Here is a 14,014-nt window from a genome sequence, read left to right as displayed (position 1 = left end):
AACCTGCTCCTTCTCATTTCTTTTAATATAACTTCACCTGCACGGGCTCCCCGGCGGCCAACCCCTGTTTTTCCATAGGTATTTCAATAAACCCGTCGGCTTTAACCATAGTAGTGATTAAACCCGATTTACCCAAAACAGGCATAGCCACTAATCCGTTTTCCCCATGCTCAAGGGTAACCCGTACCACGTCCAGACGCCCACTGGCCGAAGCCAGGTTCCGTCCCAACGTGGCTGAAACAGTCCGGCGGGGAACAGGGGTTAATCCCAAACCGTTATAAGCCCGTATTAAAGGAACCAGGAAAATCTCACTCAGCGCCATGGCCGAAACAGGATGCCCCGGCAGGCCCAAGACCGGTTTACCTTCCACCACACCAAGTATGGTTGGTTTGCCGGGCTTCACAGAAACGCCATGAACCAAAACACCCGGCGTCCCTAGTGCGTTGATTACCCTGGCCGTGACATCACGTACCCCCATCGAACTCCCCCCGGAAACCACAACTATGTCTGCACCCTGCAAAGCTTCTGATATAGCTTTTTCCAAAACCTCAAAGGTGTCCTCCACGATACCGTAAATATAAGGCTGCCCTCCGGCATTGGCCGCCAAAGCCGCAATGGCGTAGGAATTTATATCCCGAATCTGGCCAATGCCCGGTTCCTGGCGGGGGTCTACGATTTCATCGCCTGTCGAAATGATGGTTACCTTTGGTTTAGCATATACCTGGCATTCGGTACAGCCGATACCGGCCAATGCGCCGATTTCCTGGGGCCGCAGCAAAGTTCCCCGGGCCACCAGCCTGTCCCCGGCCCCGACGTCCTCTCCGGCCCGTACTATGTTTTCCCCCGGTGCCACCTGTTTCAGTACAGCAACAGTGGAATCATCCAACTGTTCTGTATACTCAACCATGACCACTGCATCAGCGCCGGGCGGCAACATGCCGCCCGTTGATATTTTTATTGCTGTCCCCGGCTTGATAGGTTCTTTGGCCTCCTGGCCCATGAAAACTTCTCCTGCTATTTCCAAATACGCCGGCATTCCTTCGGTAGCTCCAAAGGTATCCCGCGCTATTACGGCCAGACCATCCATGGTAGACCTGGCAAAGTTGGGCACATTTACCCCAGAGATGATGTCTTCGGCTATAACCCGGTTCAGGCAATCCATCAGCGGCAGTTTTTCCACCCTCAACTGCGGGGAAAATTGCTTATTGAAAAGCTCCCAGGCTCCATCGATGGTAGCTAACTTTAAGAGTTCCGGCAATAAAGATTCCTCCTAATCACAGTCATCTCAATATAAAGTATTGGCAGTTTCCATTAAAAACAACCTAACTGGCAGTTCTTTATCTTGATGTTCAGCCGGTCCGCTGCCTGCCCAATTACGATTAAGGGCACTTTCAGTTGTTCAGCAAGCTCATGAGCCCGGGCGCAGGTAATTCTCCCCTCCGGCGCCGCCTCTTTTACGGCTTTCAATACCTCTTCACTAACTTCATGCATATTTATCCCTCCTATCACAACTGTGGTTTGAACAATAGCTGTTTATGGCTTCCCCTAAAAAAAACAGGCGCCGGGAAAGGCGCCTAATAAACTTTGTTTTTCTCCTTTCCACCGGGAGGCATCGCAGTTTCCTGGGATACCCTTAACTATACATAGTCATGGCTGGAGACCATAGGTTGAACACCCTTAGGCCTGTCAGCTCGGAGTTATTATTTGGTTAAATTGCTTAAATTATTTCCGCTGCCGTCTGGGCCAGTTCGGAACGCTCCCCTTTCACAAAGGTCACATGCCCGGCCAAACCAATACCCTTAAATTTCTCCACCACATACGTAAGACCGTTGCTGCTGGAATCCAGGTAGGGGTGGTCAATTTGCTGCGGGTCTCCGGTTAGCACTACCTTGGTCCCTTCCCCGGCCCTGGTCAAAATAGTTTTAACTTCATGGGGCGTAAGGTTTTGGGCTTCGTCAACAATCAGATACTGCCGCGGTATTGTCCGACCCCTGATATAAGTAAGAGCTTCCAGCTCTAACTGGCCTTTGTCCTTAAAATACTGTATAAGGCTGTCTATATTGTTGCCTTTGGGTTTATCAAATTCCTTCTCCTTCTTCATGTCCCTGCCCTGACCGAAAATGTACTCAAGATTATCATAAATCGGGCTCATCCAAGGACGCATTTTTTCATCTTTGTCCCCCGGCAGGAATCCGATATCATTTCCCAAAGGTATAACAGGCCTGGTAATGAGAAGTTTCCGGTAAACTCCTTCTTCAATCACTTTTTGCAACCCAGCGGCAACAGCCAGGAGTGTCTTCCCTGTACCAGCTTGCCCCACCAGGGTTACCAGACTTACATGGTCATCCATCAACAGTTCCATGGCAAAGCGCTGTTCTTTGTTCCTGGCTTTAATGCCCCAGGCATCGGTGTTGGCAAACAGGAGCGGCACCAAAGCCTTTTTATCGGGATTATATCTGGTCAAAGCAGATTTGCTGGATCCGTATTCATCAGTAAGGTACACAAATTGGTTGGGAAACAGTTCTTCCTCCCAGGGGAGGATGTTTTTACTGTAGAACTGATCAATAAGTTCCGGTTTCACCTGTACTTCCTTGATACCTGTATATAATTCGTCCAGGTTAACTTTGTCGGTCTTGTAATCTTCTGAGTTAACACCACATACATCAGCCTTTATCCGCAGGTAAGTATCCTTAGTAACCAGGATTACCTGTTTATCTGGAAATTCTTCTTTATAAGCCAGTGCAACTGCCAGAATACGGTTATCCGATTTACTTCGCTCCAGGCCCGCGCATAACTTGTCAAAATGCTGATGATTTAGTTCCACTTTAATAGTACCGCCTTTTTCTGTAGGTACCCCTTCATAAATTTTGCCCTTTCCCCTGAGTTCGTCAATTAACCTGGCTACCCGCCTGGCGTTGCGCCCGACTTCATCCTGCCTTCTTTTTTGGTTATCCATTTCTTCGATAGCCACCAGGGGAATTACCACATCATTGTCCTGGAATTTCGTAATGGCCAGTGGGTCGTGCAGCAAGACGTTTGTGTCAATAATAAATATTTTTTTCAACCGGCTTCGCCTGCCTTTCGAAGGGCTATTTAAAAATATTTTCTTTAATATAATACTATTCCACAAAAATCGACTGTTTCCTTCAACCTGCTACCCCGGATAATAAAGCAAAAGTTAAAACTGTAACTTTTTTACGTTATCTGGGATTAAATTTCCGGATTAATATGTACAATTTTATGGTCCGTACCTTCAATCAAGGGCAGGCCGACCAGCCCGTTTATTAAACCTGGTCCATGTTTAAATAGGTAAGGGAATATATTAAATACCCTTTCCTGGAAGTTGTTTTTGGGAAACAAAGAAAGGGATATTTTTCCCAACTGGCGGACCAGGGTATCATTTTTCTTTCGATGGTACTGCTGAACTTTTTCATAGTAATGGTTGATCTGATATAGTGCTTTATTCCATGCCTCTTCCCCTACTCTCCGCAAAGACGGGTCGATGACAATCACCTCATCGTTTACTTCTTGGAAACAGCGCCCGACCTTTTCCCGGAAACCGTTAAAAAGCCCTTCAATATCTACAGTTTCCAGTTCCTTTAAAAACTGCCGTTGTTTTTCTTCCATCCCTTCTACCACATCATTCAATGAGAGGCCGTATTTTTGCATCAGTTTGGAAATATTCCCTTCCAAAAGAGTTATATTAGCGCGGGGATAAATTATCGGCATGTTCATACCAAAAAGAGGATAAATTGCTTTGTACAGGGCATAATAGGATATTTCCCCGGGTCCCGCCACGTAAGCCAAAAGGGGTAACACATAATCCTGAGCTACGGGCCGCAGAACCACGTTAGGACTGAAATCCTCAGGATTATCCCTGATGGCGGCCAACAGTTCGTCCTCGCGCCAATGCAAATCCCTGCCCCGTACAGTGAAAACATCATTTTCCTTTAATAGAGGCAGGCGTTCCCCGTCTACATAACGAAAAAGGTGCAGGTGTTCGGGATCTTTGTCCACCTGGGGCGTAAAGCCCAAGTCCATAACCATGTTCTTACCCTGTTCCAGAGCCCTGTTTACCTCTTCGGACCGGATAACAAACTGTTCGAACAATGGCGCCATCAGCTTACGTATACCCGGCAGCATAGGATGAACCATGACCAACCCGTAATCAGTGAAAAACCCTGTCATAATCCTGGCAAACCACTCGGCAAGGTTTTCGGAAGAACAGGCATAGTCTTTCAACTGCTCTATATAACCTTCCTTCCACTCGGCCGGATTAGTGGACTCCGCCAGGGCATCTATTAATTTATAAACAGCTTCCGAAACAGGAATATGCCCAACCGAGAATTTGCCTCCCGGTTCTTCTTCCAGTACTAACCGGTCCAACCGGCCCTGCCTGTTAATGAAGTCCAGGTGATTTATTTCCTGGAAATCGTGGTCTTCGCTGGCCACCCAGAAAAAGGGTATCACGGGACACCCCAGGTCTCTTGATAACTTTTGCGCCAACTGTATGACCGTAATAGTTTTATAGATGGTATATAAAGGGCCCGTGAAAACCCCGGCCTGCTGTCCGGTTATAACGACCACGCTGTTTTTGTCTCTTAACATTTCGATATTGGCCACGGTTTTCTGACTGCAGCCTAAATTTTTGTTATAGGACAGCAAAATACGGACCAGTTCCTCCCGGTCCGCCTTATATTCATTGGCCACTGTCTGCAGGCGATACTGAAAATCGGCAAGCCTGTAGGGGTTAGCCGAAAAAAGGCATTCCACAGCAGGAAAATGGTAGAGATATTTGTTTACCAAAGGTTGTTTATATGTCAAACGCACAGATTCGATAATCACCGCTAACTCTCCTTGTATACTTCAAGATTTCCCTTCCCGGGGATGACTTCACCTATTATGGCAGCATTCAGCCCCTTTTCACGGCTAAGCTCCATATAACGGGCAGCTTTTTCTTCCGGCAGCGAAATGAGTAGGCCTCCGGAAGTAATGGTATCTGCCAGTATAATCCTTTCTTCTTCCTCCAGGTTGTCGTCAAATCGAGTAAACTGAGCAACATATTTCAGGTTTCTTCTTGTACCGGCAGGAATCAAGCCATAGCGTACATATTCCCGGGCCGGGGCCAGGACCGGCACCTCTGCAGCAAAAATCCTTACATTTACCGAGCTCGCTTTAGCCAATTCCAGAGCATGGCCCAGAAGACCGAATCCCGTTACATCTGTACAGGCATGGGCGCCCACTTCCTGCATGGTTTCTGCGGCATCCTTATTTAAAGCGCTCATGACTGCCGTAGCTTCCCTCTCCGCCTCTTCAGAAGCCATGCCTGCTTTCAGGGCAGTGGTAATGATACCGATGCCCAGCGGTTTAGTTAAAATAAGCACGTCTCCCGGTTTTGCCGCTGCATTGGTCAGAACCCGGTCCGGATGGATAATCCCGGTTACGGATAAACCGTATTTGGGTTCTTTATCTTCGACGGAATGCCCACCCAGTAGTACAGCACCTGCTTCACATACCTTTTCAGCGCCACCCCGTAAAATTTCCGCCAGTATTTCCAATCCCAGGGTCTCAGTCGGAAACCCAACCAGGTTCATGGCCGTGAGCGGCTTTCCCCCCATGGCATATACATCGCTGAGGGCGTTAGCGGCGGCAATTCGCCCGAAGTCATAGGGGTTGTCTACAACAGGCGTAAAGAAATCCAGGGTCTGAATCAAGGCAATATCATCGGTAAGCTTATAAACCCCGGCATCGTCGGAGGTGTCAAGCCCTACCAGTAAATTAGGGTCTTTTCCAGTTGACGGCAACAGACTGATGACTTTGGCCAGGTCCTCCGGACCTATTTTTGCCGCTCATCCCGCCGAACAGGTTAAAGATGTTAGGGTGCAACTGATTTCCTTTTTGGTCAAAAAGACACCTCCTGTTCCACCAACCTGCTGGAATCAGCCAGCAGCTCACTGATTACACTTATAACCTCGTTTTCTTCGTCGGGGAGTATGGTCCTGTAATCCAAAAGCAGTTGATCTTTCTGAATCCTGGCCAGTATCGGTGTGACGGCTCCGCGCAGGTGCTCCTCCAGCCAGTTAACAGAAACATAAACAGGTTTTACGGCCACCAGAGGGCTTGGTATGTTTTCCTCAGGCAGGGCTCCTCCACCTACCTGAGAAAAACCCTGTATTACTTCTACCTTGGCATTACCGCCAAGGGCCTTACTCAGATTGCGGGCGTTTCGTTTCACTCTTTTCAGGAGATCACCATAAGGAATAGTCAGCATCTGTAAAGTCGGTATTTCCATCAACGCCCGGTTTTCATCGAAGTATATCCGCAGCGTAGCTTCCAGGGCAGCAAAAGTAAGTTTATCTACCCGTAAGGCTCTGGTCAGGGGATTCTTTTTGCACTGTTCGATCAGTTCCCTGCGGCCTGCGATTATTCCCGCCTGGGGTCCGCCAAAGAGCTTGTCCCCGCTGAAACTTACCAAATCCACGCCGGCCCGTATGCTGTCCTGTACAGTAGGTTCGTAAGTCAGGCCATAATTCCGAAAGTCCACCAGCACCCCGCTGCCCAGGTCCTCGTAAACAGGTATTCCCTTGGCATGCCCTATTTGGGCCAGCTCCGAAACAGATACTTCGGAAGTAAACCCGATAATCCGGTAATTGCTGGTATGAACTTTTAACAGCAAAGCAGTGTTTTCCGTGATGGCTCTCAGGTAATCGGCAAGGTGTGTTTTATTGGTCGTACCCACTTCCACAAGGATAGCACCGCTCTGCCGCATGACATCCGGGATTCTGAAGGAACCACCTATTTCCACCAGTTGGCCTCTGGAAACCACAACTTCTTTATCTTTCGCCAGGGTGTTTAAAACGAGTAAAACTGCAGCCGCATTGTTATTCACTACCAAAGCTGCTTCCGCCCCGGTCAGACGGCATATCAGCCCCTCCACGTGTGCATATCGCGAACCGCGCTCCCCGGTACTCAAATCCAGTTCCAGATTAGAGTATCCTGACGCCACTTCAGTAAGGGCTTCCGTCACCTTTTGGCCAAGAATGGCACGTCCAAGGTTGGTATGGAGAACTATACCCGTTGCATTAATAACCCGCCGCAACCTGGGCTGCACCTTTTCGTATACCCTTTGCATCAGCATGGCGATTATGTTTTTCAACGTGATTTCCTGATCTAAGCCACGGTAATCCTCTTCAGCAGCTTTTAGGATTTTTTCCCGCAACTGCTGAACGACTTCGCCCGCCGCTTCCGAAACCAGCGGATGGCCGTACTCGCGTATTAGCGCCTGGATCTCTGCTGTCTGCAAGATTATATTTATAGCCGGCAGTTGCCTCAGCAGTCGGTTTTTATCGACCATGTTATCCCTTCCTTTAGCCAATGGTTTTCCCTATCAAGTCTTGTATTCTACAGAGCTTTCCAAATCCCTTTATTAAACCCATTAAACTTATTTATAGCTCGATACTACAGCTTCGCCAAGGTTAACCTTGGCCAAAACCTCTTTCATGGCCGCAGCCGATTCCCTGAAAGCCTGTCTCTCCTCAATGTCAAGGGGCAGTTCCAGCACGCGGCTGATACCGTTTCTATTTACCACGGAAGGAAGGCTGAGACATACATCGTAAACACCGTACTGGCCCTGCAGTAAACTGGATACGGTAAGGATTGAATTTTCATCTCTGACTACAGCCTCGATAATACGGGTCAGGGCCAGGCCAATGCCATAATAGGTCGCTTCTTTCCTGGAGATTATGTCATAACCGGCGTTTTTCACCTCATCAAAAATCTTCTTTTTTTCAGGCCTGGTGCAGCCTTTATCACTCAACAGGCAAAATTCTTCTATAGAAACGCCGCCAATATTGGTCAAGCTCCATAATGGCACTTCCGTATCCCCATGTTCGCCTATAATGTAGGCATGTACATTACGGGCGTCCACGCCGCAGTGGGCGCTCAGGGCCTGCCGGAAACGGGAACTGTCCAGTAATGTTCCGGAACCGATCACCTTTGACGGAGGGAAGCCCGAAAGCTTGACTGTAATATAAGTAAGAATGTCCACCGGATTGGCAACCACCAATAATACAGCCCCGGCACAATATTGGGCGACTTTGGGGATAATCTTTTTAAAGATTTCTGCATTCCTGTTAACCAGGTCTATCCTTGTCTCCCCCGGTTTCTGGTTTACCCCTGCTGTTATTATCACTATATCAGAACCCGCTGCCTGCTCATAGTCGCCAGCATAAACATTTACCGGGAATGCCAGGGAAGTGCCATGGCGCAGATCCATGGCCTCTCCTTCCGCCTTCCTATGGTCCTTGTCAATCAAAACTATTTCCGAAGCTAAGCCCTTTATCAATAAAGCAAAGGCGGTGGTTGAACCGACAAAACCCGTGCCTACTATCGTCACTTTTACCAGTTCTTTCCCTTCCTTTTTCACGATCTTTACACTCCTCAACATACAATTTTCCTAAGTTTAAATTTTACCGCCATTAAATAATTTTATTCCATGGGATGCCGCACCACATTTACCCGTAAAGGAAGCTCAACTCTTGCCCCCAAACAACCTCCCCACAACTCCATGTGCCAATCGTTTTTCCGGTCGGGAACTTCTATTTCTATCGTTCCCGGAGAAACTTCCCGCGGCGCTACCGTCACCGGCGTTTGATACTCCTTTTCCAAAAAAATTTCCCTACCCTGACTGTTCACCAAAGCTACATTGAAATCTAACTCTTTAGGTTTTTCCGTTGTATTAAGCACAACTAAACCAATCCTGTACAACTGCCCTTGATACCTGGGAATCTTTTCTACCGCATAAACGGCCAATCCTAACCCGCCGGTTTTTATCCCCGTGACCGTACCTTTCCCTGTTATATATATTTTAAAAGACTCCGGTCCCTTTGCCGGTTGGCCCCCAGGAAAACCTGGGGCCGTGTCGTCAAGCAAAAATAAGCTGCGTACCCCCAGCAACACAAAACAGCTAACCAGACAAAAGAATAAGTAAATATTCCTGCGCGGTACAAACACCCCTAACCCCTCTCCTTCGATTAATATTCAGCTTACTTATTACTACGCGAGCCCCAACCACAAAATTCACCGCCACGAAAAAAGAGCCTGGCTTAAGCCAGGCTCCTCATCACCTCAGGAACTGTCCATTTTCTTTGGAAACTGCTACTTCTTCTACAAACTCATTTTGTACCAGATTAATAAATTCGGGGACCAATTTCGGATCCCACTGGGTGCCGGCGCCTTCTCTTAAACGCCGCAACGCTTCTTCCCGGGGCATGCCGGACCGGTATGGCCGGTCGGAAGTCATGGCGTCATAAGCATCGGCGATAGCAATAATTCGCGCCATCAAAGGAATATGTTCACCTTTAAGCCCATCGGGGTAGCCTTGTCCGTTGTAATGCTCGTGATGGTGTCTGATTATCGGCAACATTTCCTGGGCAAACTTCAGAGAAAGACAGATACGTTCTCCTATGGAAGGGTGTTTTCTAACCTGCTGGAATTCCAACGCATTTAAGGCCCCTGGTTTTCTCAAGATTGAGCCGCTGATACCTATCTTGCCTATATCATGCAGAAGAGCAGCTCCTTTTAGAAGTTCGAGGTCATCACCATTAATGCCAAGGCGTTTAGCCAGCCTTATACTATACTCGGCAACTCGTTCAGAATGGCCCCGGGTGTAAGGGTCTTTAGCCTCAACGGCCACGGCCAAGGCATAAATGATGTTTTGACTGTGGTCCAGCGCCTTCATCGATTCCTCCAGTTGGCGGTTCAACTGCAATAAGTTTTCTTTCTGACTTTCCAACTCATCCCGGTGTTCCGCTAATTCCTTGTTATTGGCTTCCAGTTGTTTGTTCAACTCTTCCATTGCTTTTGTACGTTCGTCAATGAACATAGCCATAAAATTCACAGCATCGATAAGGCGGTCTAACTCGTTACCGCTGTATATATTATAGACATCGCAATGTAAACAGCAGTCAGGTTTTCCACAATTATTGCCCTGATGCCGGCACCAGGCATCCGATAAAAGCCAGCACCTGATCAAGGCATTGTTATAGGCCGGGCATTCTTCCTGCTGACAATCCATTATTTCCCAGCACCTGTTCGGCTGGGATGTCGGAAACCTTGTTCCAAAATCCCCGCGGGCAATGTGCAAAACCCCGGTAGAAATGTTGTGGATCGGTTTAACAACTGATCTGTAAACCCATAAAATTGCTATCGCAAACACTACTATAGCAACAGCCAAAGTAACCCTTATCTGGTTGTTCACTGACTGCTGCATTTCGAGCAAAGGTTTTTCCTCTGTCCCAACATAAAGCGCCCCTACTACTTTACCGTTAACATCCTTAATAGGTTCATAAGCCGTCACGTACCAGTTGTTGACTACAAAAGCCCGACCTGTATATTTACTACCCTTTTTAATCACCTTGTCATAAACCGGGTCTGATAACAAAGTACCTGTAGCACGGTCACCCTGGTCATTAGTCACATTGGTCGCTATCCGGACCTTATCAAGAAATATTGTTGACCGGGCACCAAAATTTTTTTTGATATTGTCCACTATGGTATTGTTATTATTAAGAATTTTACCCAAGACCACATAACCGGCAATGCCCATATTTTTGTGCACGGGTTCTACCACCATCATGGCCATCGCTTTGCATTCTTTGGTGTAGTTCAAATTTGTCGCTTGCTGGGTTGGAACTATATTTATACAGGCATTCCCGGCCACCCCTTCTGCTTCCAAAAGCTGCTTATCCAAAACCTCAATTCCGCTTGTTTCGCCACGCATCGTAGCTAGTTTTAAAATGTCAAGCTGATAAATATCTTTGACCGGTTCAGGATTGTTCTTGCTATATATAACTTTTCCCTCTTTATCGGTGAAGAATAAAATATCAGGACGAATTTCACTTGGCCAGGCCTGGACTTTGTTTTTCACCTTGGCCATTTGTGCAGGGGTGTAATCTCGGAGTTCCATTTCAGTTGTTATCGTCCTAAAAAGGTACGTCATATTTTCTAACTTATCATAAAAATAGTTATGCGCCCCCTGTAAAATGGTACCTACCTGCTCCTGCCCGTGTTTCTCCACTATGTAATATTTAGTGGAAAAACTTACCCTATATAAAAACAAAGTCATAATAACAACAAAAGCAATAAGTATTTTTCCTCTTAAGCTTACCCGATGTAATTTACCCAGCAATTTCTTAACTAGCATTCTACTTGGCCGCCTTTCCTGGGCATTAATTAACTGGTAATTTTTTCTGATATCCGACATATTTCTACAAAAAGGTTTGCATTTCCTTCTCATTTATCGATTTCAAAAACAAAAAATTAACATTTTTACTAATTTGTTTTTTTAAAATTCTTATAAAAACCATTATAAAAGGGCCTCCCATAACTTTTGGGAAACCCCTTTGTTCATGCCGGTTATAATAATCATTATGTTTATAACATAAAACTGCAACCTTTAAGCTTCTTTAAGCTTGTATAAGTTCCTGAAATTCTTATGGGCCACTAGAGCCTGGACTATTGTCCCGGCAATAATTTTTGCCATGTTGTAGACAGAATTTAAACGGGTACTTTGTAAAACCATCGTAGGCATAAACCCTCCCACATTGACTATCCCTTTTACCGATACGTCTCCCACAGGGGCCAATTCTTTATCCACACCGATGCCGGGCTTTAATGGTTCTGCACACAACACGATATTATCTACATTATTGGCCCGACCCAGGCAGGCATCCACAGCAATGACCAAAGCAGAAGGATGCATGGTCTTGATTTTACGGGTTACTTCTTCCAGATTAAGCGCATGCACAGGCGTGTCCAATGTACCAAAAACACGGGCCCACGGATACTCTTCCTTGATCAATGTTCCGGTCAATGGACCGAGACTGTCCCCGGAAACACGGTCCGTTCCGATGCAAAGTATAGTTACTTCCTGATATCCCTTCATCATTTCTATCAAGAGTTCCAGCATTAATTTTTGGCCCTCTTTGTCTCCATAATGAAATTTGTATTCCACTATAAACCCCCTTCTCCTATAGGCTTAATCTCTGGGGTTATTATAGCGAAAGTCCTTTGTCGAAATCCTCAAAAACCGGGCTGCCGCCGGAAAGAAATTATCTTGATTTTTCATCACCGGTCGGGGAATTTTACTGCCTGCGCAAAAAAAGTATAAACTTCTGCAGAGCTCGCCTAAAAAAAGTCCTAAGCTTTTTCCTTGAAAGCTCGGTATTCTGCATCTGCAGCCTTTTGGGCCTCAATCCTGACCATGTAGATTTCGTCATAATGGGCTTCCAATGTGGCTACTACCTGCCTATCCAGCGCTTGCTCTCCGACCATTTTCCGTAATATTGACATTACCTCCTCCCTGGTCAAACCTGCCCGGTATGGCCGGTCTTCCGTGAGCGCCGTAAAAACATCAGCTACTGCCATAACACGCGAGCCGAGGGATATGTTTGCACTGCAATGGTGAAAAGGATACCCTGTTCCGTCCAGTCTTTCGTGATGAAAAGCGGCCCATGTTCTTATCATATCCAGGTCTGGTAAGGGCTCAAACACATAATGGGTATAAAAGGCATGACTGCGCATAATATCAATTTCTCTATCATCCAGTCTGCCCGGTTTTTCCAAAATCTGCGCAGGTACCGCCAGTTTCCCTAAATCATGAACATATCCGGCAACCATCATCATTTTGCATTCACGTTCAGAGAAACCAACATATCTCGCCAAAGCCTCTGCACTGGCCGCCACCCCGCTGGAATGGCTGGCAGTAAATGGACTCCGGAAATCCACAATTTGACTGAGCATCTTGGCAAAACTGAGCAGACCGTCATCATCTAATTCCAGCGTCCCCATTCCGACCCTGTTTTGCAAAGTTGTCTCCAATGCAGGGGATAAAGCCTCAAACCAAAAATATTCTTTTTTGGCCAGTCCCATAAAAACTTCTACTAAATCAGGGGAAAACAGGTGCCCCGACTGTTTTTGTATTTGCGCACAAATATCCTTGACTTGACCAAGTATCTCCCGTTTCCTGTTGATAAGGACTTCTATGCGGTCTGCCAGGTGGATTATTTGGCTCCCCAATGGTACTTCCTCCTGTAGAGTCCCCTGGGCCCAGGGAGTATGGTGGTCCTTCACCAACAAGGCGGCCTCTTGAAAAGGCGCAAACTTGCTCAACAGCAAATATCCGGTATGAGCATGGCTTTGAGCATTATTTGTTTCGAATTCCAGAGCGTCAAGCCGTTCTTTTACGCTTAATGCACCACTGTCATGAAGAAGCCCGGCCAACACTACATTGTTTTGTTCTTCACTGCTTATTCCTGCTTCTCTGGCAATGCTTTTGGCTATATAGGCAACCCTTTTATGGTGGCCAACAAGCGCGGGACTTACCAGGTCGATGGCCCCGGAAACACACATCACCAGGTTAAAAAGAGGCACATGGATATCTTTAACCATACAAACCACCCCTGTTTTCTTTTTAAATCAAGGCCACTGTATAAACAAAAATAAGCACGGACTATCAAGGTATCGCTCATCTACTGGCAAGTTATTCCGCTTATACCAATATACTGTTTCGACATTTCGTGTCAAATTCCTCCAAAACCGCAAAGGACTGCCTAAAAGGCAGCCCCCAGGCTGTTGCCAAAAGTCATTCTGATAAATTTGGGGAGGTTAAATGTTTTCCGGAGCGGAGCTCTGGTTTAATCCGCCGGTTTTTTTTGGAGGGGTGGGTGGGGTGACTGGGCTACCCCGGAGCTTTGTGCTGCAAAACCAGGCCGAAGCTGCGGTTGCCGCTATGGAGGTAAAACAGTCCATGCTCCAAGGTTACTCTATCCGCCCTCCACCAGGTCGCAACTTACTGTTTTACCTCCATAGCGGTATTTTCTGTTTTTCTTAAAGTGACAGTTATTTCAGCGTAGAACGCCAAGCGGCAAAAAAAGGGGGGGTGGGCAGGGTTCTCCGTCTACCGTTTGGGAGCGACTGCGCCCGCAAAACCGCAGCCGGGCAGGCAGGGAGTTCC

Annotated in this window: 11 protein-coding genes and 1 riboswitch; all 11 genes read right to left on the bottom strand. The window is 47.0% G+C overall.

Annotated elements, in window-relative coordinates:
- Positions 1-22: 22 nt before the first annotated feature.
- The 11 genes from Tfer_RS11205 to Tfer_RS11155 all read right to left on the bottom strand — a co-directional run bounded on the left by Tfer_RS11205 (position 23) and on the right by Tfer_RS11155 (position 13,449).
- Entirely contained in the window at positions 23-1,258 is a 1,236-nt protein-coding gene (locus Tfer_RS11205) for a molybdopterin-binding protein (protein WP_052218487.1), read from the bottom strand.
- Between the two features lie 53 nt (positions 1,259-1,311).
- Entirely contained in the window at positions 1,312-1,491 is a 180-nt protein-coding gene (locus tag Tfer_RS11200) for a hypothetical protein (RefSeq protein ID WP_052218486.1), read from the bottom strand.
- Positions 1,492-1,576: 85 nt separating this feature from the next.
- Positions 1,577-1,709: riboswitch (molybdenum cofactor riboswitch) on the bottom strand.
- Between the two features lie 8 nt (positions 1,710-1,717).
- Positions 1,718-3,064 (bottom strand): PhoH family protein, encoded by a 1,347-nt coding sequence (locus Tfer_RS11195; protein WP_052218521.1) that lies wholly within the window; start codon positions 3,062-3,064, stop codon positions 1,718-1,720.
- Between the two features lie 146 nt (positions 3,065-3,210).
- The gene (gene bshC / locus Tfer_RS11190) at positions 3,211-4,845 is read right to left on the bottom strand and encodes a bacillithiol biosynthesis cysteine-adding enzyme BshC (RefSeq protein ID WP_052218485.1); all 1,635 of its coding nucleotides are present in this window, start codon (positions 4,843-4,845) and stop codon (positions 3,211-3,213) included.
- A 2-nt stretch (positions 4,846-4,847) separates the two neighbouring features.
- On the bottom strand, positions 4,848-5,906 hold the full coding sequence (gene selD, locus Tfer_RS11185) for a selenide, water dikinase SelD (protein ID WP_083436913.1): 1,059 nt from the start codon (positions 5,904-5,906) through the stop codon (positions 4,848-4,850).
- Positions 5,903-7,354: an L-seryl-tRNA(Sec) selenium transferase gene (gene selA, locus Tfer_RS11180; protein ID WP_052218483.1), complete on the bottom strand. Its 1,452-nt coding sequence runs from the start codon at positions 7,352-7,354 to the stop codon at positions 5,903-5,905. The genes selD and selA overlap by 4 nt, the downstream gene beginning before the upstream one ends.
- 87 nt (positions 7,355-7,441) lie before the next feature.
- Positions 7,442-8,446, bottom strand: a complete 1,005-nt coding sequence (locus Tfer_RS11175) for an L-lactate dehydrogenase (protein ID WP_052218482.1) — start codon at positions 8,444-8,446, stop codon at positions 7,442-7,444.
- Between the two features lie 41 nt (positions 8,447-8,487).
- A complete protein-coding gene (locus tag Tfer_RS11170) occupies positions 8,488-8,931 on the bottom strand; it encodes a hypothetical protein (protein ID WP_152909040.1) in 444 nt (147 codons plus the stop codon).
- Between the two features lie 190 nt (positions 8,932-9,121).
- Positions 9,122-11,203 carry a cache domain-containing protein gene (locus Tfer_RS11165; RefSeq protein ID WP_052218480.1) on the bottom strand — a complete coding sequence of 694 codons (2,082 nt, stop codon included), beginning with the start codon at positions 11,201-11,203 and terminating at the stop codon, positions 9,122-9,124.
- Positions 11,204-11,455: 252 nt separating this feature from the next.
- The gene (gene yyaC / locus Tfer_RS11160) at positions 11,456-12,013 is read right to left on the bottom strand and encodes a spore protease YyaC (protein ID WP_013119635.1); all 558 of its coding nucleotides are present in this window, start codon (positions 12,011-12,013) and stop codon (positions 11,456-11,458) included.
- Between the two features lie 185 nt (positions 12,014-12,198).
- Positions 12,199-13,449, bottom strand: a complete 1,251-nt coding sequence (locus tag Tfer_RS11155; protein ID WP_052218479.1) for an HD-GYP domain-containing protein — start codon at positions 13,447-13,449, stop codon at positions 12,199-12,201.
- Positions 13,450-14,014 lie beyond the last annotated feature (565 nt).

Origin of the sequence: Thermincola ferriacetica (assembly GCF_001263415.1) — a bacterium.
In the GTDB taxonomy this organism is placed as follows: Bacteria; Bacillota; Thermincolia; order Thermincolales; family Thermincolaceae; genus Thermincola; species Thermincola ferriacetica.
The sequence above is the reverse complement of the archived record's forward strand: the minus strand, read 5'-3'. Positions and strand labels throughout refer to the sequence as shown.